The 22,357-nt window shown below is 72.0% G+C and carries 23 protein-coding genes and 1 pseudogene; 14 read left to right on the top strand and 10 right to left on the bottom strand.

Annotated elements, in window-relative coordinates; translation table 11 throughout:
* Positions 1–96 precede the first annotated feature (96 nt).
* Positions 97–603, top strand: a complete 507-nt coding sequence (locus VH969_RS08715) for a hypothetical protein (protein ID WP_331973090.1) — start codon at positions 97–99, stop codon at positions 601–603.
* Here the strand turns inward: VH969_RS08715 and VH969_RS08710 are convergent.
* A complete protein-coding gene (locus VH969_RS08710; protein WP_331973088.1) occupies positions 567–2,168 on the bottom strand; it encodes an FAD-binding protein in 1,602 nt (533 codons plus the stop codon). The two genes, VH969_RS08715 and VH969_RS08710, sit on opposite strands and share 37 nt — an antisense overlap.
* A 34-nt stretch (positions 2,169–2,202) precedes the next feature.
* Between VH969_RS08710 and kstD the strand changes: the two genes are divergently transcribed.
* From kstD to chsH3, 5 genes are read left to right on the top strand one after another with little or no spacing between them, the layout of a single operon-like run.
* Positions 2,203–3,855 (top strand): 3-oxosteroid 1-dehydrogenase, encoded by a 1,653-nt coding sequence (gene kstD, locus VH969_RS08705; protein ID WP_331973086.1) that lies wholly within the window; start codon positions 2,203–2,205, stop codon positions 3,853–3,855.
* On the top strand, positions 3,852–4,982 hold the full coding sequence (locus VH969_RS08700; protein WP_331973084.1) for a 3-ketosteroid-9-alpha-monooxygenase, oxygenase component: 1,131 nt from the start codon (positions 3,852–3,854) through the stop codon (positions 4,980–4,982). The genes kstD and VH969_RS08700 overlap by 4 nt, the downstream gene beginning before the upstream one ends.
* A gap of 19 nt (positions 4,983–5,001) precedes the next feature.
* Positions 5,002–5,316: a hypothetical protein gene (locus tag VH969_RS08695; protein ID WP_331973082.1), complete on the top strand. Its 315-nt coding sequence runs from the start codon at positions 5,002–5,004 to the stop codon at positions 5,314–5,316.
* Positions 5,309–6,337 (top strand): 2Fe-2S iron-sulfur cluster-binding protein, encoded by a 1,029-nt coding sequence (locus VH969_RS08690; RefSeq protein ID WP_331973080.1) that lies wholly within the window; start codon positions 5,309–5,311, stop codon positions 6,335–6,337. Before VH969_RS08695 ends, VH969_RS08690 begins: the two co-directional genes overlap by 8 nt.
* Before the next feature lie 6 nt (positions 6,338–6,343).
* Positions 6,344–7,204 (top strand): enoyl-CoA hydratase ChsH3, encoded by an 861-nt coding sequence (gene chsH3, locus VH969_RS08685; RefSeq protein WP_331973078.1) that lies wholly within the window; start codon positions 6,344–6,346, stop codon positions 7,202–7,204.
* Here the strand turns inward: chsH3 and VH969_RS08680 are convergent.
* Both VH969_RS08680 and VH969_RS34485 read right to left on the bottom strand, forming a co-directional pair.
* Positions 7,201–8,286: a dihydrofolate reductase family protein gene (locus tag VH969_RS08680; protein WP_331973118.1), complete on the bottom strand. Its 1,086-nt coding sequence runs from the start codon at positions 8,284–8,286 to the stop codon at positions 7,201–7,203. The genes chsH3 and VH969_RS08680 overlap by 4 nt on opposite strands.
* 23 nt (positions 8,287–8,309) lie before the next feature.
* Positions 8,310–8,439: pseudogene (locus VH969_RS34485) on the bottom strand (HAD family hydrolase); the annotation flags it as partial.
* Between the two features lie 37 nt (positions 8,440–8,476).
* Between VH969_RS34485 and VH969_RS08675 the strand changes: the two are divergent.
* Complete coding sequence (locus VH969_RS08675) at positions 8,477–8,956, top strand: cupin domain-containing protein (protein WP_331973076.1); 480 nt, start codon at positions 8,477–8,479, stop codon at positions 8,954–8,956.
* A gap of 14 nt (positions 8,957–8,970) precedes the next feature.
* Here VH969_RS08675 and VH969_RS08670 read toward each other — a convergent pair whose 3' ends face one another.
* The 3 genes from VH969_RS08670 to VH969_RS08660 all read right to left on the bottom strand — a co-directional run bounded on the left by VH969_RS08670 (position 8,971) and on the right by VH969_RS08660 (position 10,887).
* A complete protein-coding gene (locus tag VH969_RS08670; RefSeq protein WP_331973074.1) occupies positions 8,971–9,735 on the bottom strand; it encodes a sugar isomerase domain-containing protein in 765 nt (254 codons plus the stop codon).
* Complete coding sequence (locus VH969_RS08665) at positions 9,732–10,370, bottom strand: TetR/AcrR family transcriptional regulator (protein ID WP_331973072.1); 639 nt, start codon at positions 10,368–10,370, stop codon at positions 9,732–9,734. The genes VH969_RS08670 and VH969_RS08665 overlap by 4 nt, the downstream gene beginning before the upstream one ends.
* 82 nt (positions 10,371–10,452) lie before the next feature.
* Positions 10,453–10,887, bottom strand: a complete 435-nt coding sequence (locus VH969_RS08660) for a MarR family winged helix-turn-helix transcriptional regulator (RefSeq protein ID WP_331973070.1) — start codon at positions 10,885–10,887, stop codon at positions 10,453–10,455.
* A 73-nt stretch (positions 10,888–10,960) separates the two neighbouring features.
* On the opposite strand from VH969_RS08660, the gene VH969_RS08655 reads away from it, so the two are divergent.
* Positions 10,961–12,370 (top strand): MFS transporter, encoded by a 1,410-nt coding sequence (locus tag VH969_RS08655; protein ID WP_331973068.1) that lies wholly within the window; start codon positions 10,961–10,963, stop codon positions 12,368–12,370.
* Between the two features lie 19 nt (positions 12,371–12,389).
* On the opposite strand, the gene VH969_RS08650 is transcribed toward VH969_RS08655, so the two are convergent.
* Entirely contained in the window at positions 12,390–12,617 is a 228-nt protein-coding gene (locus VH969_RS08650) for a mannosyltransferase YkcB-related protein (RefSeq protein WP_527249151.1), read from the bottom strand.
* Positions 12,618–12,819: 202 nt separating this feature from the next.
* Between VH969_RS08650 and VH969_RS08645 the strand changes: the two genes are divergently transcribed.
* Positions 12,820–13,947 (top strand): Re/Si-specific NAD(P)(+) transhydrogenase subunit alpha, encoded by a 1,128-nt coding sequence (locus tag VH969_RS08645; protein WP_331973066.1) that lies wholly within the window; start codon positions 12,820–12,822, stop codon positions 13,945–13,947.
* On the opposite strand, the gene VH969_RS08640 is transcribed toward VH969_RS08645, so the two are convergent.
* Positions 13,913–15,121, bottom strand: a complete 1,209-nt coding sequence (locus VH969_RS08640) for an MFS transporter (protein ID WP_331973064.1) — start codon at positions 15,119–15,121, stop codon at positions 13,913–13,915. The genes VH969_RS08645 and VH969_RS08640 overlap by 35 nt on opposite strands.
* A gap of 91 nt (positions 15,122–15,212) precedes the next feature.
* Here VH969_RS08640 and VH969_RS08635 point away from each other — a divergent pair, with 91 nt between their 5' ends.
* Both VH969_RS08635 and VH969_RS08630 read left to right on the top strand, forming a co-directional pair.
* Complete coding sequence (locus VH969_RS08635) at positions 15,213–16,061, top strand: sugar phosphate isomerase/epimerase family protein (RefSeq protein ID WP_331973062.1); 849 nt, start codon at positions 15,213–15,215, stop codon at positions 16,059–16,061.
* 113 nt (positions 16,062–16,174) lie between these two features.
* Positions 16,175–17,548 (top strand): M20/M25/M40 family metallo-hydrolase, encoded by a 1,374-nt coding sequence (locus VH969_RS08630; protein ID WP_331973060.1) that lies wholly within the window; start codon positions 16,175–16,177, stop codon positions 17,546–17,548.
* Here the strand turns inward: VH969_RS08630 and VH969_RS08625 are convergent.
* On the bottom strand, positions 17,545–18,006 hold the full coding sequence (locus tag VH969_RS08625; protein WP_331973057.1) for a VOC family protein: 462 nt from the start codon (positions 18,004–18,006) through the stop codon (positions 17,545–17,547). The genes VH969_RS08630 and VH969_RS08625 overlap by 4 nt on opposite strands.
* A gap of 18 nt (positions 18,007–18,024) precedes the next feature.
* Here VH969_RS08625 and VH969_RS08620 point away from each other — a divergent pair, with 18 nt between their 5' ends.
* Entirely contained in the window at positions 18,025–18,867 is an 843-nt protein-coding gene (locus VH969_RS08620; protein WP_331973055.1) for a helix-turn-helix domain-containing protein, read from the top strand.
* Here VH969_RS08620 and VH969_RS08615 read toward each other — a convergent pair.
* Positions 18,864–19,310 (bottom strand): FxsA family protein, encoded by a 447-nt coding sequence (locus tag VH969_RS08615; RefSeq protein WP_331973053.1) that lies wholly within the window; start codon positions 19,308–19,310, stop codon positions 18,864–18,866. The two genes, VH969_RS08620 and VH969_RS08615, sit on opposite strands and share 4 nt — an antisense overlap.
* Positions 19,311–19,659: 349 nt before the next feature.
* Between VH969_RS08615 and boxC the strand changes: the two genes are divergently transcribed.
* Together boxC and boxB are read left to right on the top strand one after the other, a co-directional pair.
* Positions 19,660–21,246: a 2,3-epoxybenzoyl-CoA dihydrolase gene (boxC, locus tag VH969_RS08610; RefSeq protein ID WP_331973051.1), complete on the top strand. Its 1,587-nt coding sequence runs from the start codon at positions 19,660–19,662 to the stop codon at positions 21,244–21,246.
* A 130-nt stretch (positions 21,247–21,376) separates the two neighbouring features.
* The coding region (gene boxB, locus VH969_RS08605; RefSeq protein WP_331973049.1) for a benzoyl-CoA 2,3-epoxidase subunit BoxB at positions 21,377–22,357 on the top strand (981 nt) is incomplete at its 3' end.

Here is a 22,357-nt window from a genome sequence, read left to right as displayed (position 1 = left end):
GTGGACAAGTGGATAGACCCTGTGGACAACCGTTTGGCGAGCCGCGGCCGCTCCGGCAATCTGGAGCTAGGCTTCGACGATGCGAGAGGGGAACCGATGAGCGAGCCGGAGGAGATCGGCGACCGCGTTACCCGGCTGGAGCACGAGGTGGCGCGGGCGCGGGACGACGCCGCGGCCGCACGGGTGCTGGCCGGCGGTGCGGACCGTGATGTGTCCGCGATGCAGGGTGAGCTGCGGGCGCATACCCGAAGCCTCAATGCGCTGCGCGAGACCCAGCTCGAACACGGCGCCGCAATCCTCGGACTGCGGGGCGACGTGGGCGAGCTGCGGGGCGACGTGGGCGAGCTGCGGGGTGACGTGGGCGGGCTGCGGGGCGACGTGGGCGGACTGCGGGGCGACGTGGACGAGCTGCGGGGCGACGTGGGCGGGCTGCGGGTTGACGTGGGCGGACTGCGGGGCGACGTGGACGAGCTGCGGGGCGACGTGGGCGGACTGCGGGGCGAGATGCGCGAGGGGTTCTCGAAGCTCGCAGTGAGCCAGGCGCGGATCACGGCCTTGCTGTCGGCTCACCTCGGCGACTCGGGTGACCCCTCCAGCGACTGAGCCGCCGCGTGCTTGCCTGCCCGGCGGCCGGAGAAGACGCAGTCCGCCAGGGACAGGCCGCTGACGTAGGAGTTCGAGCAGATGCCCACGGCGTTGCGGCCGGCCGCGTACAGGCCCGGCACGGGTGCACCATCCGCCGCGAGCACCTGGCCCGTCGGCTCGTCGACCACCAGCCCACCCAACGTCAGCATGGGGCAGGGGTAGCCGAGGCGCGGGCCATAGGAACAGTCGATCAGCGTGTACGGAGGCGTCGACAGCGGGGCGACCAGGTCCGGGTGCTTGCCGAAGGCGTCCGGCGTCGTGCCGTACTGCGACACCGTCGCCGCCAGGCCCGCCGGGGAGATGCCGGCCCGGCGGGCCACGTCCTCCACTGACCCGCCGCGGACCCGCGACCAGCCCAGCAGGTACCACGCCTGCAGCCGCTGGAACCACAGCGTCTCCGACCGCAGCCGGCGCCGCGCGTCCGCCGCGATCGAAGAGTCCACCAGCAGCCACGCCCGGCCCCCGCCGGCCACGAGCCGCGCGCCGATCGCCGCCCCGTACGAGGACTCGTCCACGAACCGCGAACCGGACGAGTCCACCAGCGCCCCACGCAGCAGCGCGCTCGGCGGCGTCAGGAACCGCCACGCGGACACCGTCGACATCCGGGCCACCGCGCCGCCCGCCGCGACGCCGAGCGCGATGCCGCTGCCGTCGTCGCCCTGCGTGCCGAGCGGGAGGCCGCCGCGGTAGGCGGGCGCGTGCTCGCGCATCATCGCGCGGTTGTTCACGAACCCGCCCGCCGACAGCACGACCCCGCGCCCGGCCGCGACGAAGAACGGCCGGCCCCACCGCGACTCCAGGGCCGACAGCCGCCGGTGGAGCCGGCGGGCCAGCGCCGGCACGTACAACCCCGGCCGCACCGACAGCCGGTGCAGCCGCGCGAACCGTCGCCGCACCCGCGCCGGAGCGCCGGCCAGCGAACGGCACTCCACCCCGACGACCCGCCCGGAGTCGACCACGAGCCGGACGGCCGAGGTCAGCGGGCGCACGCGCGCCCCGGCGGCCCGGGCCGCGGACGACAACGCGCCGAACAGCACCCGGCCGGACGTGCCGCGCCCGTGGGCCCGGTGCCCGCGCGCGGCCGGCCGCGCCGCGGACCGGAAAGGCCAGGCGGCCTCGCTTCCCGACTGGTACAGGTAGTACGCGTCCGGCGGGTAGGACGTCTTGAACGGGCAGGGCGACGGATCGAACGGCACGCCGAGACCCGCCAGCCAGTCGATCATCGCGGGGGACGAGTCGACAAAGGAACGCAGCGTGGCGGCGGAGACGACGTCACCGACCTCCTGCGCCAGGTAGCCGAGCATCGCGTCCGGCGAGTCCGGGACGCCCGCCGCGCGCTGCACCGACGTCCCGCCGCCCGCGTACACCACGCCGCCCGACACCGCGGTCGCACCGCCGCCGGTGAACCGGTCCAGCGCCAGCACGTCCGCGCCCGCGCGGGCGGCCTCGATCGCGGCACACGCCCCGGCGCCACCGAAACCCACCACGACGACGTCCGCGTGCTCATCCCACTCGACGGGCATGAGAAAAACTATCACCTGTTCTAGTATGAGCCCCATGGAGTCAGCTGACGTCGTCGTGGTCGGGGCCGGCGCCGCGGGCATGACCGCCGCCCTCGCCGCCGGCCGGCACGGCCTCGACACCGTCCTGATCGAGAAGGCCGACCGCTTCGGCGGCTCCACCGCACGCTCCGGCGGCGGAGTCTGGGTGCCGAACAACGACGTCCTGAAGCGGGCCGGTGTCGCGGACACCCCGCAGGACGCGGCGGCCTACCTCGCGCACATCACGGGGCCGGACGTCGACGACGACCTGCGCCGCGCGTTTCTCGACCACGGGCCGCGGATGGTCCGCTTCGTGCTCGCGAACACCCCGCTCGAGATGCGCTGGGTCGCCGGCTACTCCGACTACTACCCCGAGGCCCCCGGTGGCAGGCCGCAGGGCAGGTCGATCGAGCCGCGGCCCATGGACGCCCGCGTGCTCGGCGACGACATCGGCACGCTCGCCGAGCCGTACCTGCGCGCGCCGACCGGCATGTCCGTCACCCAGGCCGACTACCGCTGGATGAACCTCATGGCCCGCCACCCGCGCGGCCTCGCCCGCGCCGGCCGGGTCACCGCGCGCCGGCTCGTCTCGCTCGCGAGGCGACGCCGGCTGCTGACCATGGGCCAGGCGCTCGCCGCGGGCCTGCGGGCCGGACTGCGTGCGGCGGACGTCGCGGTGCGGCTGAGCACGCCGCTCACCGCTCTGTCCATGACGGACGGACGCGTCACCGGCGTCGACACGCCGGCGGGCACGATCCACGCACGACGCGGGGTCATCCTCGCCAGCGGCGGCTTCGAGCACAACGAGCGGATGCGCAAGGAGTACCAGCGGGCACCGATCGGTACCGAGTGGACGGTCGGCGCGGCGGGCAACACCGGCGACGGCATCGACGCGGGCCTGCGCCTCGGCGCCGCCACCGCGGTCATGGACGACGCCTGGTGGGGGCCGTCGATCGTGCTGCCGCGCGGGCCGTACTTCTGCCTCGCCGAGCGGACGCTGCCCGGCTGCATGCTGGTCAACCAGGCGGGCGAGCGGTTCGTCAACGAGGCGGCGCCGTACGTCGACGCCGTGCATGCCATGTACGACAACCACTCCGAGACTCGGGCGGGCGGCGTGAGCCACATCCCGTCCTGGCTGATCGCCGACCAGCGCTACCGCAACCGCTACATCTTCGCCGGTCTCGGCCCCCGCCAGCCGTTCCCGGGCCGCTGGTACGAGTGCGGCGCCGTGCACCGGGCCGGCACGCTCGAGGAGCTCGCCGAGCGGATCGGCGTGCCGCGCGCGGCCCTGCGGACGACCGCCGCACGGTTCAACGGGTTCGCGACGGGCGGCGTGGACGAGGACTTCCGCCGCGGCGAGAGCGCGTACGACCGCTACTACGGCGACCCGCGCAACAAGCCCAACCCCTGCCTCGCCCCGCTCGACAAGCCGCCCTACTACGCGATCCGCATCGTCCCCGGCGACCTCGGCACCAAGGGCGGCCTGCGCACCGACACGCGGGCGCGCGTGCTGCGCGAGGACGGCACTCCCATCCCCGGCCTGTACGCCGCGGGCAACGCGGCCGCCCCCGTGATGGGCCGGACCTATGCGGGCCCGGGCGCGACGCTCGGCCCGGCGATGACCTTCGGCTACCTGGCCGCCCTCGACCTCGCGGGAGAGAACGAATGACCACCAGCGTGCGCACGATCGACGTGGGCACCCCACGGACCCGCTTCGCCCGTGGCTGGCACTGCCTGGGCCTCGCGGACACCTATCGCGACGGCAAGCCGCACGCGGTCGAGGCCTTCGGCACCAAGCTCGTCGTGTTCGCCACCGACGACGGCACGCTCAACGTGCTCGACGCGTACTGCCGGCACATGGGCGGCGACCTGTCGCAGGGCACGATCAAGGGGGCGGCGATCGCCTGCCCGTTCCACGACTGGCGCTGGGGTGGCAACGGCCGCTGCGTCGGGATCCCTTACGCCAAGCGGATCCCGCTGCGCGCGCGGACGCGGTCGTGGCTCACGCTCGAGCGGAACAAGCAGCTGTTCGTCTGGCACGACCCGGAGGGCAACCCGCCACCGGAGCACGTCGTGATCCCGGAGACGCGCGGCGCGTCGGGTCCGGAGTGGAGCGACTGGACCTGGGACACGGTCCGCATCGACGGCGCCAACTGCCGCGAGATCATCGACAACATGGTCGACATGGCCCACTTCTTCTACATCCACTTCGCGTTCCCGACCTACTTCAAGAACGTGTTCGAGGGCCACATCGCCACGCAGTACCTGCACTCCCGCGGGCGGCCGGACGTCGCGAGCGGGTCGAGCTACTCCGCGGCGGACGTGACGCTCAAGTCCGAGGCGTCCTACTACGGACCGTCCTACATGATCAACGACCTGTGGCAGGACTACCACGGCACGACCATCGAGACCGTGCTGATCAACTGCCACTACCCGGTCACGGCGGACTCGTTCGTGCTGCAGTGGGGGGTGAGCGTGAAGAAGCTGCCCGGGCTGGCGAAGGAGAAGGCGGACAAGGTGGCCGGCAAGCTCGCGAAGAGCTTCGGCGTCGGGTTCCTGCAGGACGTGGAGATCTGGCGGAACAAGACCCGCATCGACAACCCGCTGCTGTGCGAGGAGGACGGCCCGGTCTACCAGCTGCGCCGCTGGTACGAGCAGTTCTATGTGGACGTCGACGACGTCGCCGAGGAGATGACCAACCGGTTCGAGTTCGAGGTCGACACCACGCGCGCCAACGAGGTCTGGGAGAAGGAGGTCGCGGAGAACCTCGCGCGGCGGGAAGCCGAGGTGACGTGACCGACCTTGCGAGGGAACCATGACGCCGGCGAGCTGGGCCAAGGCACCGGACCACCACGACGCGGCCGCGGTCGAGGCGAACACCCGGGAGTTCCTCGACAGCGGGCTGACCCCGGTGCGCTGCCACGCCTGCGCCACCGAGGTGCGCGTGCGCAAGGCGAGCGAGCTGCAGACCAGCGTGCAGTGGTCGGCCGATCCCGCCTCGACCTGCCCCGAGTTCGCCGCGCGCGTCGCGGCCGGCGAGCTGAGCGCGCGCATCGACACCTGCCCGAAGCTGCGGGCGAGCATCGAGGACGCGGTCGCCGCCGGGCGGCTGGCGGTGCCCGATGCGTGAGCAGCGGTCCCACCGGCTGCGAGTGGTCCGGGTGATCGAGGAGACCGCGCAGGCCTGCTCCATCGAGTTCGATGTGGACGATCGGAACGCCTTCGCCTACCGGCCCGGGCAGTTCCTCACCGTGCGGGTCCCGAGCGAGCGGTGCGGCTCGGTGGCCCGGTGCTACTCGCTGTCCAGCTCGCCGCACACCGACGACCGGCTCAAGGTTACGGTCAAGCGAACCACCGACGGGTACGGCTCCAACTGGCTCTGCGACTCGCTGGCGGCGGGCGACGAGCTCGAGGCGCTGCCGCCGGCCGGGGTGTTCACGCCGCGCTCGTTCGACGCCGACCTGCTGCTGTTCGCCGCGGGCAGCGGGATCACGCCGGTCATCTCGATCGTGAAGTCGGCGCTCGCCACCGGGGCCGGCCGGGTCGTGCTCGTGTACGCCAACCGCGACGACCGCGCCGTGATCTTCGCCGGCGAGCTGGCCGCGCTCGCCCGGCGGCACCCGGACCGGTTCGTCGTGGTCCACTGGCTGGAGTCCGTGCAGGGGCTGCCGAACGCCGCCGGGCTCGCCGCGCTGGCCGCACCGTACGCGGGCTTCGACGCGTTCGTCTGCGGGCCCAAGCCGTACATGTCGGCCGTGCGCGAGGCGCTGACCTCGCTCGGCGTGCCCAAGGACCGGGTGAAGCTCGAGCGGTTCTCCTCGCTCGGCGCGAACCCGTTCGAGAGGGCCACGCCCGCGCCGCCGGCACAGACCCGCGGCGCCGCGTCTGTCGAGGTCACGCTGGACGGCGTGCGCCGCAAGCTCGACTGGCCCGCCGAGGTGAAGCTGCTGGACCTGTTGCTGGACAACGACATCGAAGCGCCGTACTCGTGCCGGGAGGGCGCGTGCAGCGCGTGTGCGTGCCGGCTGGTGGCCGGCGAGGTGAAGATGCTGAACAATGACGTGCTGGAGGACGAGGACATCTCCGACGGCATCATCCTTGCCTGCCAGTCCCTTCCGGTGACCGATGCCGTCGAGGTCAGCTACGAGTGAGGTCGCATGCCCATCGACCCGGACGTCGCCATCGGCGCCGATCTCGGCGAGACGAGGTTCTCGTGGACGAGCACGGACGTGCTGCTCTACCACCTCGCGCTGGGCGCCGGCGCGTCGCCGACCGACCCGGCCGAGCTGGCGTACGTACTGGAGGACCGGCTGCGCGTGCTGCCGACGTTCGGCGTCGTGGCACCCGGCTTCCGCACCTTCGAGCCGCCCGCGGTGCGCTTTCCCGGCATCGACGTCGACCTGTCGAAGGTGCTGCACGGCACCCAGTCGATCACCGTGACCGGGCCGATCCCCACCTCGGGCGAGGCCGTGGCACGGGCGCGCATCGCGGACGTGTGGGACAAGGAGAAGGCAGCGGTCATCATCCAGGAGGCCACGGTCGCCTCGGCCGCCGGAGATCCACTCTGGACGACGAGCTCGGCGATCTTCGCGCGCGGCGAGGGCGGGTTCGGCGGGCACCGCGGTCCGTCCACCGCGGCCGAGCTGCCCGACCGCGAGCCGGACCGGCTGCTGGAGGTTCCGGTGCTGCCGCAGCAGGCGTTGCTGTACCGGCTGTGCGGCGACCGCAACCCGCTGCACGCGGATCCGGAGTTCGCCGCACGGGCCGGCTTCGAGCAGCCGATCCTGCACGGGCTGTGCACCTATGGGATGGTGTGCAAGTCCGTTGTGGACAGCGAGCTCGACGGTGACGTGACCAGGGTGGCCTCATTCGCGACTAAGTTCGCCGGGGTCGTGTTCCCGGGCGAGACTCTGCGGGTCCGCGTGTGGCGCACGCCCACCGGTCACGTGGTGACCGCGTCGGCGGCGGAGCGCGGCGACGCGCCGGTGCTGGCCGACACCGTGCTCACGCTCGCCTAGAGCAGGGCCCGGTTCACCTCGCGGGCCGCGCCGGCCAGGCCGGGTAGCTCGACGACCTCGACGCCCGCCGCCGTCAGCTGCTCGGCGCCCTGCCCGTCGACGAACGTGGGCGGCTCGCGGAGGGCGAACACGACGCGGGGGATGCCGGCGGCGAGGATGAGCTCGGTGCAGGTGCGGGGCCGGGAGGCGCGGCGGCCGCACGGTTCGAGCGAGCTGTAGACGGTGGCGCCGCGCAGGCGCGGGTCGTCGGGGTCGAGCTTCGCGAGGGCGGACTCCTCGGCGTGCTCGGTGCCGCCGGACTCGCGGGAGTAGCCGCGGGCGAGCTCGTCGCCGTCCGCGTCGACGACGATCGCGCCGACCGCGAAGGCGGTGCTGGAGGGCGGGCAGTTCCTCGACAGCTCGACCGCCCGTCGCAGCCAGTGTTTGTCTACTTCGGACCGGCTGAGCAGGTACCGGTGGAAGGCGACGTTGCCGATCGCGCGGACCTCGGCGAGCGTGGCCCGGTGCGTGGCGTCCCAGGGGAACCGTCCGTCGCCGACGAAGCGGGGTGCCGCGCTGTCGCCGACGAAGAACGGCGCGACGACCACGTGCAGCTCGTCGGCGAGGCCGGCGGTGAGGAACGCGGTGTGCATGCTCGAGCCGCCCTCGACCATGAGCCTGCGTACACCCCGCTCGTAAAGGTCGGCGAGGACGGTGCCGAGGTCGACCCGCGCACCCGTGGGCACGGTCTCGCCGGGGGTGTCGACGCCGCTCGGCGCGTAGACGACCTGCTCGCCGGTGGCGAAGAAGGCGGCGGCCGGGTCGAGGTCGCCGGTGGCGGTGATCGTGACCTTGAGGGGGTTCTCCGGCTTGCCCGCTGCCGTGCGTGCGGCGCGGCGGCCGGCGTCGCGGACGAGCAGGCGCGGGTTGTCGCGGCGGATCGTGTTGGCGCCGACGAGGATGGCGTCGCAGCTCGCGCGGACCTCGTCGACGCGATCCCAGTCCGCGTCGTTGGACAGCACGAGGCGGCGGTCGGCGGCGTCGTCGAGGTAGCCGTCGAGGGACAACGCGCAGCTCAAGAGGACGTAGGGCCGGTGGGTCATGGCCGTACCGAGAGTCCGGGCCATCAGAACCACCGTTCCAGAACCTGCGCCACCCCCGTCCTCGGAGTTCGGCGCCGTCACCTCGTCCGCCGCAGCGAGCACGGCCTCGTGGGCGTTGGCCATGGCCACCCCCTGCCCGGACCACCGCAGCATCTATCGTGGCAGAGATCCGCGGCCTGGGGAGGGTGACGTGTCCTACGTCGGCGATTCGGGTGAGATCAGCGCGACCTACCGGCCGATCGGGGAGGTCGAGACGCTGCGCCGGCCGAACGTGGACAACGCCTTCGTGGCGACGGGTTCGGTGACGAACGGCCAGTTCGGACTGTTCCAGTACACGATGCGGCCGCACGCGGGCGGCCCGGACGCGCACTTCCACAAGACGTTCTCGGAGTCGTTCTACATCGTCGAGGGCACGGTCCGCCTGTTCAACGGCGACAAGTGGGTGGACACCACCGCGGGTGACTTCCTGTACGTGCCCGAGGGCGGCATCCACGCCTTCCGCAACGACAGCGACGCGGTCGCGCAGATGCTGATCCTCTTCGCCCCGGCCCCGCCCCGGGAGAACTACTTCCGCGAGCTGGCGGAGCTGATCGACACGGGCCGGCGCGGCGAGATGAGCGAGGAGGAGTACGCCGCCTTCCTCGCCCGCCACGACCAGTACATGGCGTAGCCGCCTCCCCGGACCTAGCCGGCCGTGCGGCGGATGCGGCCCGCGTAGCGGGCCTCCAGCTCCAGGTTTCGCTCGTGGCCGCCGGGGACGTTGTTCGACACGTACACGGGGGGCATCGTGCCCGACTCCAGCAGGAGGCGGACCGTCTCGGCCACCACCATCTGCACCAGCAGTGCCGCGGACAGCGACGAGACCGCGCCCGCGGACGTGCCGTCCGGCAGGGCCAGCAGCGTGTCGCCGAACGGGGCGCCGTTGTCCAGGGTCACGTCGGCCAGGTCGGCCAGGCGCTTGCCCGACTCGTGCCGCGGCTCGACGCGCGTCGAGTGCTCCACCGACGTGATCGCCACCAGCTTGTGGCCGTGCGCCTTCACCACGTGGGCCATCTCGACCACCGCGGCGTTCACGCCCGAGCTCGACGCGATCACGAACAGGTCCTGCGGCGCGGGCGCCGCCAGGTCGTAGAGCCGCGCGGCCACGTCGCCGCGCCGCTCCAGCATCGGATCGGCCAGCACCGACGGATCCTCGCCGCCGAACTGGACCAGATCGCTCAGCGCGATGCGGTTCGTGGGAATCAGCCCGCCCGCCCGGCCGGCGACCTCCAGGGCCGTGCCCTGCGAGTGGCCGGTGCCGAACGCCTGGATGACGCCGTCGGCGGCCACGCACGAGGCGAACAGGGACGCGGCTTCGGACACCGTCGGGGACGAGGACGCGGCCACATCGGACAACCGGCGCAGCAGCTCCGCCGCGCTCGTCGACGCGCCGACGGACGTCGAGGTCACGGGGCCGTCACCGCCGCGGTCGCGATGCGGACGATCTCCTCGATCACGTCGTCCAGCGAGCGCTTGCCGCCGCTCAGCGACCAGTGGTGCACCAGCTCGTTCACCGCCCCGATCAGCGCCACCGCGCTCAGGTCGAACGGCCGGGCGCCGGCCTCGCCGCGGTGGACCGCGCGCGCCGCCTCGGACACGAGGAACTCCGCCCACCGCTCACGCCACGCGATCCGGTGCCTCTCGACCGCGTTGCTGACGCCGATGATCTCCACATAGGTCAGCCGGGCCCAGCGCGGATCGCTCGCCGTGGTCGTGATGAACGCGCGGACCGCGCGGGTGCAGCGTTCGCGTAACGGGGTGTGGTCGGCGTCCTCGAGCGCGGTCCGCACGGCCTGGAACGCCTGCTCGATGATCCGGTCGTGCAGGGCGATCAGCAGGTCCTCCCGGCTGTTGAACTCCTCGTAGAAGTTCCGGGTGGACACTCCGGCCTCGGTGCACAGCTTCTCGATCGACGACGCCGCGTAGCCCTCGCTGCCGAACAGCTCCAGACCGGCCCGCAGCAACCGTTCCCTGCGTTCGGCGCGTCGCTCGTGGGCGGAAAGCCCGCCGTAGGTGCGGCGCGCCACGGCACCGGTTCCCGCCATCCGCCAAACCCCCAATCGGTTCGATTCAGGTTACTCAGGGGCGGCGGACGGAGTGAAGCCCTACCCGGGGGAGCCGGGCCCGTCACTGCCTGTTGGTACGCAACCCTTCCGCGAGTGCCTCGAGGGCGGGCAGCGCGTCCACCAGAGCCGCGCTGGCGTCCGGTGGGAGGCCGTCGAGGATCTTCGCGACGGTCTGGGTGCGCGCGGCGAGGATCCGCTCGTGCATCCGCCGGCCCTCGTCGGTCGCCTCGAGCTGGATCGCGCGCTGGTCGGCCGGGTCGGGCCGGCGGCGCACCAGGCTCTCGCCGCCGAGCTTCGACACCACCCGCGAGACCATCGTCGGGTTGAGGCCCTCCAGCTCGGTCAGCTCGGCGAGGCCGATCGGGCCGCGGTTCGCCACGAGCCCGAGTACCGAGGCCTGGGTCGGGGTGAGACCCTCGCTCGCCGACGTCGCGTTGAACATGCGCGCCAGCCGGCTGATGACCCGCCGCAGCCTGGTCAGTGTCTCGGCATCCACGGCTGCCTCCTGTCGGACAGATCACCGGGCAAACCCTTTGATTGCTTGCCGGCAAGCAAATAATATCGACGCCATGCGGACCCGAAGCGTACGAGCAGCCCCGGTGTCCGCCGTACCGGCAGAGGTACCCGGTCCGGAGCCGTTGCCCCGCCGGCACGTCGTGTTCGCGGTGGTCGCCATCGCGCTGTTCATGGCCTCGATCGACCAGACGATCGTCGCCACCGCGCTGAACGCCATCCAGGCCGACCTCGGCGCCGAGCTGACCTGGAGCGGCTGGACGATCACCGTCTACTCGCTCGGTCAGATCATCGCGATGCCGATGGCCGGCAAGCTGGGCGACCACTTCGGCCGCAAGCGGGTGTTCATCGTCGGCATCTGTGTGTTCGTCCTGGCGTCGCTGGCCTGCGGGTTCGCCGACAACATCTACCTGCTGGTGGCCTTGCGCGCGGTGCAGGCGTTCGGCGGCGGCGCGTTCATGCCGTCGGCCACGGGCATCGTCGCCGAGCACTTCGGCAGGCACCGCGACCGCGCGGTCGGCATGTTCACGAGCATCTTCCCGATCGGTGGCATCGTCGGGCCGATCCTCGGCGGCGTCATCGTCACCTACTTCGGCTGGCGGACGATCTTCCTCGTCAACGTGCCGATCGGCGTGCTGCTCCTCGTCCTGTCGTACCTGCTGATCGCGGAGTCGCCGCGGCGGCCGGCCGGGCGGATCGACTTCGCCGGGCTGGCCCTGCTGGCGAGCCTCATGCTCGCCACGATGTACGGCCTGACCAACCTCGGCCGGGGGCTCACGAGCCCGTGGTTCCTGGTGCCGGAGCTGGTCGCGATCGGGGCGGCGTACCTGTTCGTGCGCCACACCGTGCGCCATCGTGCGCCGTTCATCCCGATGCGGCTGCTCGCGGGCCGCGGCTTCGGCGCGATGAACCTGCTGAACATCCTGTTCGGCGGCGCCGCGATCGGGTTCGCCGCGCTGGTGCCGCTGTACGCGCAGATGCGGTTCCACCTCGACCCGCTCGCGGCCGGCACGCTGCTGACCGCGCGCGGCATCGGGATGATCTGCATCGCGGCGATGGCGGTGCTGACGCTGCGGCGGCTCGGGCACCGGATCCCGATGATCGTGGGGTTCGGGACGCTGATCGCCGGCCTGGTGCTGATGGCCGTGCCGCCGCCCGGGGTGTCGGGGTACCTGTGGCTGTCGATCTCGGCGGGCATCACGGGGATCGGCATGGGCATGGCGGTGCCCGCGTCGAACAACGCCGGGCTGCAGCTGGCGCCCGACCAGATCGCGGCGATCGCGGGCCTGCGCGGCATGTTCCGCCAGAGCGGCGCGATCATCGCGGTGTCGATCACCACGGCGGTGCTGGCGAACAGCGCCGACCCGGGCATCGCGCAGGCACACGCGTTCGTCGTGCTGGCGGCGTTGTTGCTGGCCGCGATCCCGCTCGTCCTCACCATCCCCGACCACCGCGGCAGCTGGTAGCGGTCCTTCGGGCGGCTGGTCAACGCAGGTCGTAGACCGTCTGGCCGCCGACCGTCGTCGACTCGTAGTTCGCCGCGACCCGCTGGGCGATCTCCGAGTTCCCGCCGCCCGGACCGGCCATGCCGCCACCCGCGACGTAGTACGCGATCCGGCCGGCCGCCACGTACGACTTGAACTCCGCGAGCGCCGGCGCGGGGTCGCCGCCGTTCCAGCCACCGATCGCGATCACCGACTTGCCGCTCGCCAGCTCGAGGTCCCGCGGCCACCGCGGCCATGGTCACCGAGCAGGGTCAGGGCATGCGGCCGCCGCGGCGGGACGGCCAGAACGGCCAGTCCGCTCCGCCGAACGGCGGCGGGGGCAGCTGAGGGCACCCGGCCGGGGGAGCGGGACGGCCCATCCCGCCGTGGTTTACGGCGAGCACAGGTGGCCGGGAGTTAGAGTGCAGGCTGTGAAGATCGCCATCGTCGGCGAGACGAGGCCTGGGGAACGGCGGGTCGCGCTGGTGCCCGGGCTCGTGTCCCGCCTGACCGACGTGGGCCAGGAAGTCGCGGTCGAGCCGGGCGCCGGCAAGGCCGCCGGCTTCACCGACGACGACTACCGCGACGCGGGCGCCAACGTGGCGAGCGACGCGCTGGACGGCGCGGGCGCGGCACTGTCGGTCCAGCCGCTCGCCCCGTCCCAGGCCCGCCGGCTCGCCCCGGGTGCGATCACGGTGTCGTTCCTGCCGACCGCCCAGGAGCTCGACCTCGTCCGGGTGCTGCGCGACGCGGGGCTCACCACGCTCGCCATGGAGCTCGTGCCGCGCATCTCCCGCGCGCAGGCCATGGACGCACTGTCCTCGCAGGCGTTCGTCGCCGGCTACCGCGCCGCGCTGGTCGCCGCCGAGCGGCTGCCCCGGTTCTTCCCCCTCTCCATGACCGCCTCCGGCACGGTCCCGCCCGCGAAGGTGCTGGTGCTCGGCGCGGGCGTGGCCGGGTTGCAGGCGATCGCCACCGCCCGCCGGCTCGGCGCGGTCGTGCGTGCCTACGACGTGCGGGCCGCGTCCGCCGAGGAGGTGCGCAGCCTCGGCGCCGAGTTCATCGAGCTGGACCTGCCGACGCTCGAGGGCGCGGGCGGGTACGCGCGCGAGATGACCGAGGAGCGCTCCGCGAAACAGCGCGAGCTGCTCGCCCCGCACGTCGCCGACGCGGACGTGCTGATCACGACCGCGGCGGTGCCCGGCCGGACCGCGCCGCTGCTCGTCACCGAGCAGATGGTCGCCGCCATGAAGCCCGGCTCGGTCGTCGTCGACCTCGCGGCCGAGTCCGGCGGCAACGTCGAGGGTGCGCGGCCGGGCGAGGAGATCACCATCGGCGGCGCGTCCGTCTGGGGTGGACTCAACGTGCCGAGCCAGCTGGCCGCGCAGGCGAGCCAGCTCTACGGCACGAACGTGGTGAACCTGTTGCTGCTCATGCACTCCGACGGCGAGTTCGCCCCGAACTTCGACGACGAGATCGTCGCGGGCGCCTGCGTCACGCATGCCGGCGAGGTCCGGCACGCGCCTACCCGGGAGCTGCTCGGCGAAGACTCCGCCTGAGCGCCACCGCGGTCACGGCCGTGGCGACCGTGCCGAGCCCGCCCGCGAGCAGCAGCGTCGCCGGCGCCGACGTCCGGTCCAGCAGCACGCTACCGCCCACATAGGACAGTGCGGCCGCGACGCCGATCGCGCCGTACATGTTGCCGAACACCCGGCCCAGCATGTCCGCCGGCACCAGCCGCGGCAGCAGCGTGTTCGTGGCCACGTCCATCCCCGCGATGCCCAGCCCGCGCACGGCCTGCACGGCGAACGCCGCGGCCACCGCCCACGCGAGCCCGGTCAGCAGGTTGCCCACGCTGCTCACCGCGAACCCGGCGATCAGCAGCACCGCCATCGGCACGCGCGCGGAGTACGCCGCGAGCAGTACGTACCCGGCGAACAGCCCGATGCCGACCGCGGCGAGCAGCAGGGCGACCGCCGCGTCGCCCGCGTGGAACGTGTCCCGGGCGAGGAACACCAGCGCCACGTCGTCGACCCCGTTGCACGCCACCACCGCGCAGAAGCCGAGCACGACCACCCGCACCGGCCCGCGTGCCCAGATGAACCGCAGGCCCGACCGCGCGGCTCGCAGCAGCGGTTCGTGCCCTTCCTCGCGTGGGCGCAGCGACGGCACGGCGAGCAGCAGCGCCGCGGAGACCCCGAACGAGGCGGCGTCCACCAGCAGCACGCCGGGGACACCGATCGCACCGACCAGGGCCGCCGCGAGGAGCGGGCCGAGCACCTCGCCCGCGTTCGCGCCGAAGCCGACGACCGAGTTCGCCGCGGGCAGGTCGGCGTCGGCCACGAGTGCGGGCACCGCGGCGCGGGATGCCGGCAGGAAGACCTGCCCGGCGGTCGCGCGCAGCCCGACGAGCACGAGCAGCACCGGCAGCGGCGGCAGGGTCAGCGCGATCGCGACGATCAGTCCACCTTGGACCAACTCGCTCGCGACCATGACCCGCCGCAGGTCGAACCGGTCCGACAGCGCGCCGGCGAGCGGGCTCAGCAACGAGGGCGCGAAGTCGCCGACGAGCAACAGCAACGCCACCGCGAGTGCCCGGCCCGCGGTGTCCGCCGTGTACAGCATCAGCGCCACGAGGCTGAGCGCGTCGCCGGTCAGCGAGACGACCCGGGCGGCCGCGAGCGCGGCGAACGCGCGGTTCGTGCGCAGCAGCGTGCGGGGTCGGCTCGACACCCGTGAACCATACCCCGCGGCCCACACCCTAGCGGGAAAGCGCTTTCTCAGGTACTTTCCGGATGAGGGCAGCGAGGACGGGAAGGTAGCGATGAACCCGACCAGACGAAGAGTCCTGCGACTTCTCGGCACGGGCGCGGCCGTCACGGCGGCCGGTGTCGGCCTTCCGGGAGTCGCGGCCGGCGAGTCGCGCAGGCGGATCCCGCCCCCCGGCATCGGCATGCATCTCTATACGGTGCGCGACATCCTGGCCGCCGACCCGCTCGGCACGCTCGAGGCGCTCGCGCGGATCGGCTACCGCTGCGTCGGGGTAAGCGCATTCCCGCGGCCGGCCGCCGAGATCCGCGACATGTGCGCAGCCGCGGCGCTGCGGCCGGTGATCCTGCACGTCGGGCACGGCGACATCGTCGGCGACTGGGCGGCGAAGCTGGCCGAGGCGTCGACGATCGGCGTGCGTTGGCTAGTGCTGTCGTCGTTCCCCGGTGACATGTACACCGCCGAGGGCATCCGGCTGGGCGCGCGGCAGCTCAACGAGGCGGGCGCGGCCGCCCGCGAGCTCGGCATGGGCATGCTGCACCACAACCACGACATGGAGTTCCGCGTCGTCGACGGGCAGGTCCTCTATGACGTCCTGCTCGGCGAGACCGACCCGCACCTGGTCGACTTCGAGCTCGACATCGGCTGGGCGCACCGCGCGGGCGCCGACGCCGGCCGGCTCTTCGCCGACCACCCGGGCCGCTTCCCGGTGCTGCACGTGAAGGACCACGACAGCGCGAACGCGTGGACCGACGTCGGCGCCGGCGTGGTCGACTTCGGCCGCATCTTCCGGACCGCGGACCGGGGCGGCGTGCGCTACTGGCTCGTCGAGCGCGACGACCAGCCCGCGCCGCTGGACACGGCGCGTAACAGCTTTGCTTTTCTGGAACGGGTCCGGTTTTGACGGGGTGGCATCAGGGGCTGTAAAACCCCGCCGGGCCGGTGTATGCAGTTCGCATGGCAACTAATCCCGAGCAATCAAGAGCATCACGGCGAACGTTCCTGGCGGCTTCGGTCGTGGCCGGCGGTGTGTCACTCGCCGGGGTTCCGGGCGTCGCGAGCGGCGATCCCGCTCAGGGGCACAGCGGTCACGACCGCCCGCCGCTCGCCCAGAAGCCGAGCCGCGAGCTTGCGAAGATCCTGCGAGAGGTCGACCAGAAGCGGATCGAGGCGACGGTCCGCAAGCTCGTGTCGTTCGGCACCCGGCACACGCTGTCGGCGCAGGACGACCCGGCACGGGGCATCGGTGCCGCACGGGACTGGATGTTCGCCGAGCTGTCGAAGTACGCGGCGGACTCCGGCGGCCGCATGACGGTCGAGCTCCAGTCCTACATCCAGGAGCCGGACGGGGCCCGGATCCCGGTGCCGACGAAGATCACGAACGTGGTCGCGACCCTGCGCGGCTCGGTGGCGCCGAACCGCGTGTACGTGATCACCGGGCACTACGACTCGCGGGTCAGCGACGTCATGAACGCCACCGACGACGCGCCCGGCGCGGACGACGACGCATCGGGCGTGGCCGTCGTGATGGAGGCGGCGCGTGTGCTGTCCAAGCACGACTCGGCGGCGACGGTCATCTTCGCGCCGGTGGCCGGCGAGGAGCAGGGTCTCTACGGCTCCGCGCACCTGGCGCAGGTGCTGAAGGCGGCGGGCGCGGACGTGCAGGCCATGTTCACCAACGACATCGTCGGCAGCAGCACGGCCGACGACGGCACCCGTGACCCGCGCACGATCCGCCTGTTCACCGAGGGCGTGCCGACCTCCGAGACGCCGGAAGAGGCGAACATCCGCCGCGCGGTCGGCGGCGAGAACGACTCGCCCGCCCGCCAGCTCGGCCGGTTCGTCCGGGACGTGGCCGACAACGACGCGACCGGCATGCACGTGCGTGTCATCTACCGGCGCGACCGCTACCTGCGCGGCGGTGACCACATCAGCTTCCTTGAGCAGGGCTACCCGGCCGCCCGGTTCACCGAGCCGAACGAGAACTTCGCCCACCAGCACCAGGACATCCGGGTGGAGAACGGCGTGCAGTTCGGCGACCTGATCGAGTTCGTCGACTTCGCGTTCATGGCGCGGGTCTGCCGGGTCAACGTGGCGACCATGTGGTCGGCCGCCAACGCGCCCGGCACGCCGAAGAACGTCCGCATCCTCACCGCGCAGCTCACCAACAACACCGACCTCGCGTGGGACCGGGGCACCGAGCCCGACCTGGCCGGCTACGAGGTGGTCTGGCGGGAGACGACCGCTCCGGAATGGACACACGCGATCCCGGTCGGCGACGTGACGTCGACGAGCATCGACATGTCGAAGGACAACGTGTTCTTCGGCGTGCGGGCGGTCGACCGGGCCGGCAGGCACAGCCCGGTCGCCTTCCCGAAGCCGCAGTCCTAGCCGCCCAGGCCCGCCACGGCCGCCTGGATCTCCTCCGGAGTGACGTCGCGGTCGTGGCGGGCGACGCACCAGCGCACGCCGAACGGGTCCCGCAGCGTGCCGAGCCGGTCGCCGGAGAACACGTCGGTGACGGGGGAGAGCTCGGTCCCGCCGGCGGCCAGCGCGCGGGCGAACACGCCGTCCACGTCGTCCGTCCAGAAGGTCATCGTGAAGGCGTTGCCGGTCTCCGGCGGCCCGACGATGCCGATCGCCGGCGACGGGTCGCCGATCTGGAAGACCGAGTCGCCGAGGCGCATCTCGGCGTGCGCGACGGTGCCGTCCGGACCGTCGAAGCGGACGGTCGTCTCCGCGCCGAACGCGGTGGCGTAGAAGTCGAGCGCCTTGGCGGCGTCGTCGACGGCGAAGAAGGTGGTGAGCTGGTGGCTGCCGGCCGGCGCGGGCGAGGAATTGTCGGTCATGTGCGTCATCCTTGAGCCATGACGGACGGCCGCCTTGGACAAACGCGACAGGCCACGACGAGCGAGTACGGGGTGCTGGGCGTGCGCGACGTCGACTTCCGGGTGGACCGCGCGCCGGCGTCGGACGACCTGTCGGCTCTGGTCGAGCGGCACTGGCTGGTGAGCTGGGACCTGCCGCCGGGCCGTCGTGCGTCGGTGACCCTGCTGCCGCACCCGTGCGTCAACGTCGTGCACGACCGCGGCATGGTCGCGATCGCGGGCGTGGGCAGCGACCGGTTCACCTACGCCTACTCCGGGCGTGGCCGGGTGTTCGGCGTGAAGTTCCGGCCGGGCGCCTTCCGGCCCATGTACGGGCGCGCGGTGTCGGAGCTGACCGACCAGACCGTGCCGCTCTCGACCTTGTGGGGTGCGGACGCCGACACCTTCGCCGCCGAGCTCTCCGCCGCCCCCGACCTGGACGCGCTGGTCGTCGTGGCCGAGCGGCACCTACGGGCGCACTGGCCGGCGCCGGACCCGGAGGTGGCGGTCATCGGCGGGATCGTGCACGCGCTGCTGTACGACCGGACGATCACCCGGGTCGAGGAGGTGTGCGAGCGGTTCGACATGCGGCCGCGGACGTTGCAGCGGTTGTTCCAGCGGTACGTCGGGGTGAGCCCGAAGTGGGTGCTGCGCCGGTACCGGCTGCACGAGGCGGCGGCGCGGCTGGCGGAGGGGACGGACACGACCTGGGCCGACGTGGCCGCGGACCTCGGCTACTTCGACCAGTCGCACTTCATCCGCGACTTCACCCGGGCGATCGGCATGACCCCGGTGGCGTACGCGGAGGCGTGCCGGCGGCAGGTGGCGCCGGTGTCGGCCTAGTCCCTGTCTTCCCGCACGGACTCGATCACGATCGGCGGCCGCTGCTCTTCGTGCACGACCTCCGAGTCGACGACGATCACCTGCGGTGGCCGCCGTCGCTGGGCCCGGCCGACGAGCCGGCGCCGCACGATCGCCCGGGTCGGCGGGAACAGCAGGAAGAGGGCGAGCAGGTCGGAGACGAAGCCGGGGAAGAGCACCAGGCCCGCGGCGACGCCGACGAGCATGCCGTCGGCCATCTCGGGCTGCGGATCGCGGCGGCTGCGCACGGCGTCGCCGAAGGCCGCGAGGGTGCGCATGCCCTGCCGGCGCAGCATCGCCACGCCGACCACCGACACGGCGATGAGCAGCAGGATCGTCACGAGCACACCGATGGCCTGTCCGACCGCGACGATGACCGCGATCTCGACGAGCATCATGACCAGCAGGACCAGGAACACGGGCACGGGGTGCCTCCCTCTCTTCTGCCCGTTCAACGAACGAGGGCGCCGGATTGCTCCCGGGCACCCCTCGCGCCGCGAGGGGGCCGGCGCGACCAGCGGAACCCGCGTCGGCAACCGCGCGATCGCCGCCGGCTCCACCCGCGGCTACGAGACATGCACCGGCCGTACCGGTCATGGCCTCCGGCCCCCGGATTTCAAGCCTGTTCGGGCGCACCGATGAATTCGGCCGTCGTCGAATGGCTGTGGACAACTCCGCACCCGTGGCGCACACCCGTCGATCTTCTACACAACCTTGACGAGCGCCAGCGCTGTTGTAGAGGATAGAGGGCACCCACCACGAGGAGGGTCGGAGATGGTGTCCTTCGACGCGCATCCGGACAGTTACCGGCACTGGCGTCTGCGGATCGAGGGTGACATCGCCTGGCTCGAGCTCGACGTCGACGAGCAGGGCGGCATCGCGCCGGGTTACGAGCTCAAGCTCAACTCCTACGACCTCGGCGTCGACATCGAGCTCTACGACGCCACCCAGCGGCTGCGCTTCGAGCATCCCGAGGTCCGCACCGTGGTGCTCACCAGCGCCAAGGACAAGGTCTTCTGCGCCGGCGCGAACATCCGCATGCTGGCCTCGAGCTCGCACGAGTGGAAGGTCAACTTCTGCAAGTTCACCAACGAGACCCGCAACGGCATGGAGGACGCCAGCGCCAACGGCCAGACCTACCTCGCCGCCGTCAACGGGTCCTGCGCGGGCGGCGGCTACGAGCTGGCCCTGGCCTGCGAGCACATCGTCCTCGTCGACGACAACTCCTCCACCGTGGCGCTGCCCGAGGTGCCGCTCCTCGGCGTGCTGCCCGGCACCGGCGGGCTCACCCGTGTTGTCGACAAGCGGGGCACCCGCAAGGATCTCGCCGACGTGTTCGCCACCCGGCCCGACGGTGTCAAGGGCCGCACCGCGGTCGAGTGGCGGCTGGTCGACGAGCTCGCCCCGCCCCGCCGCTTCACCGAGACCGTCGAGGAACGCGCGCGCGAGCTGGCTAAACGCTCGAAACGGCACGGCGAGCACGGCATCGAGCTCACCCCGCTGCAGCGCGACCGCTGGGTCACCGCCGACCTCGACCGCGACGCGGGCACGGTCGCCATCACGGTCAAGGTTCCCGAGCGGGCCGGCGAGTTCGCGGAGAACGCCGAGTTCTGGCCGCTCGCCATGACCCGCGAGCTCGACGACCTCATCCTCCGCCTGCGCATCGACGAACCCGAGCTCGGCACCTGGCTCCTCCGCACCGAGGGCGACCCGGGCGTGGTCGAGGCCTACGAGCGCCTGCTCGCGACCGGCCACTGGCTCGCGAACGAGATCGTCCACTACTGGAAGCGCACGCTGAAGCGCCTCGACGTGACCAGCCGCAGCCTCATCGCGCTCGTCGAGCCGGGCTCGTGCTTCGCCGGCCTGCTCGCCGAGCTGGCGTTCGCCTGCGACCGGCAGTACGTGCTCGACGACCAGGAGGCCGGCGTCGCGGGCACCCTCACGCTGACCGAGGCGAACTTCGGCACCTACCCGATGGGGAACGGGATCTCCCGCCTGGAGTCCCGCTTCTGGGCCGACCGCTCCCATGTGGACACGCTGCGCAAGGAGATCGGCAACCGGCTGTCGCCGGCGGAGGCCGCCGACCTGGGCCTGGTCACCGACGCCCTGGACGACATCGACTGGGCGGACGAGATCCGCATCGTCGTGGAAGGGCGCACGGCCCTGAGCCCCGATGCGTGCACGGGCATGGAGGCCAACAACCGGTTCGTCGGCCCGGAGACGATCGAGACCAAGATCTTCGGCCGGCTCTCCGCGTGGCAGAACTGGATCTTCAACCGCCCGAACGCGTCCGGTGCGGACGGAGCGCTCCGCCGCTACGGCACCGGGCGAAAACCCGCCTTCGACAGAAAGCGGGTGTAGCAATGGCTCCGCGGTACTCGCCAACCGCACCTGAGGGGAACGGGACGCAAACCAGCCACAGGTATGCGCCTGAGCCGAACGTGATCGACCCAAGGCGACCAGCAGGGACAAGGCCGGGGAGGCGGAACTGGTGACGACCTCGATCAACTACGAGGACAAGATCCCCAACAACGTCGACCTCTCCTCGGACCGGCGGCTGCAGCGAGCGCTGGAGGGCTGGCAGCCGAAGTTCATGAACTGGTGGGGCGAGATGGGGCCGGCGCTGGAGACGCACGGCGTCTACCTGCGCACCGCGGTCAGCGTCGGCCGCGACGGCTGGGCGCACTTCGACCACGTCCACGTCCCCGACTACCGCTGGGGGATCTTCCTCGCCGAACGAGACCACGATCGCAAGATCGCGTTCGGCGAGCACATGGGCGAGCCCGCGTGGCAGCAGGTGCCCGGCGAGTATCGCGCCGACCTGCAGCGGCTGATCGTGATCCAGGGCGACACCGAGCCCGCGTCCGTCGAGCAGCAGAAGCTGCTCGGCCTGAGCGCGCCGTCGCTGTACGACCTGCGCAACCTGTTCCAGGTCAACGTGGAGGAGGGCCGCCACCTGTGGGCGATGGTGTACCTGCTGCACGCGTACTTCGGCAAGGAGGGCCGCGAGGAGGCGGAGGGCCTGCTGCTGCGCAACTCCGGCAGCCCGGACTCGCCACGCATCCTCGGCGCCTTCAACGAGGAGACCGCGGACTGGCTAGCGTTCTTCATGTTCACCTACTTCACCGACCGGGACGGCAAGTACCAGCTCGGCACGCTGAAGGAGTCCGCCTTCGACCCGCTGTCGCGCACCTGCGAGTTCATGCTCAAGGAAGAGGCGCACCACATGATGGTCGGCACGACCGGTGTCGACCGGGTCGTACAGCGCACCGCCGAGCTCATGCGCGACTACGACACCGAAGAGGTCGCCGCGCAGGGTGGCATCCCCCTGGACATGATCCAGAAGTACCTCAACTTCCACTATACGGTTTCGCTCGACCTGTTCGGCGGCGAACGATCCACGAACGTCGCGAACTACTACACCGCCGGGCTCAAGGGCCGGTGGAACGAGCAGCGCCGCAAGGACGACCAC

Origin of the sequence: Actinophytocola sp. (assembly GCF_036555685.1) — a bacterium.
Lineage (GTDB): Bacteria > Actinomycetota > Actinomycetes > Mycobacteriales > Pseudonocardiaceae > Actinophytocola.
The sequence above is the reverse complement of the archived record's forward strand: the minus strand, read 5'-3'. Positions and strand labels throughout refer to the sequence as shown.

Coding starts and splice junctions, on each gene's coding strand:
- VH969_RS08715 (WP_331973090.1), top strand. CDS start 97: ATGAGCGAGCCGGAGGAGATCGGCGACCGCGTTACCCGGCTGGAGCAC.
- VH969_RS08635 (WP_331973062.1), top strand. CDS start 15,213: ATGAACCCGACCAGACGAAGAGTCCTGCGACTTCTCGGCACGGGCGCG.
- VH969_RS08620 (WP_331973055.1), top strand. CDS start 18,025: ATGACGGACGGCCGCCTTGGACAAACGCGACAGGCCACGACGAGCGAG.
- VH969_RS08680 (WP_331973118.1), bottom strand. CDS start 8,286: ATGACCCACCGGCCCTACGTCCTCTTGAGCTGCGCGTTGTCCCTCGAC.
- kstD (WP_331973086.1), top strand. CDS start 2,203: ATGGAGTCAGCTGACGTCGTCGTGGTCGGGGCCGGCGCCGCGGGCATG.
- chsH3 (WP_331973078.1), top strand. CDS start 6,344: ATGCCCATCGACCCGGACGTCGCCATCGGCGCCGATCTCGGCGAGACG.
- VH969_RS08710 (WP_331973088.1), bottom strand. CDS start 2,168: ATGCCCGTCGAGTGGGATGAGCACGCGGACGTCGTCGTGGTGGGTTTC.
- VH969_RS08695 (WP_331973082.1), top strand. CDS start 5,002: ATGACGCCGGCGAGCTGGGCCAAGGCACCGGACCACCACGACGCGGCC.
- VH969_RS08665 (WP_331973072.1), bottom strand. CDS start 10,370: ATGGCGGGAACCGGTGCCGTGGCGCGCCGCACCTACGGCGGGCTTTCC.
- VH969_RS08690 (WP_331973080.1), top strand. CDS start 5,309: ATGCGTGAGCAGCGGTCCCACCGGCTGCGAGTGGTCCGGGTGATCGAG.
- boxC (WP_331973051.1), top strand. CDS start 19,660: ATGGTGTCCTTCGACGCGCATCCGGACAGTTACCGGCACTGGCGTCTG.
- VH969_RS08700 (WP_331973084.1), top strand. CDS start 3,852: ATGACCACCAGCGTGCGCACGATCGACGTGGGCACCCCACGGACCCGC.
- VH969_RS08625 (WP_331973057.1), bottom strand. CDS start 18,006: ATGACCGACAATTCCTCGCCCGCGCCGGCCGGCAGCCACCAGCTCACC.
- VH969_RS08655 (WP_331973068.1), top strand. CDS start 10,961: ATGCGGACCCGAAGCGTACGAGCAGCCCCGGTGTCCGCCGTACCGGCA.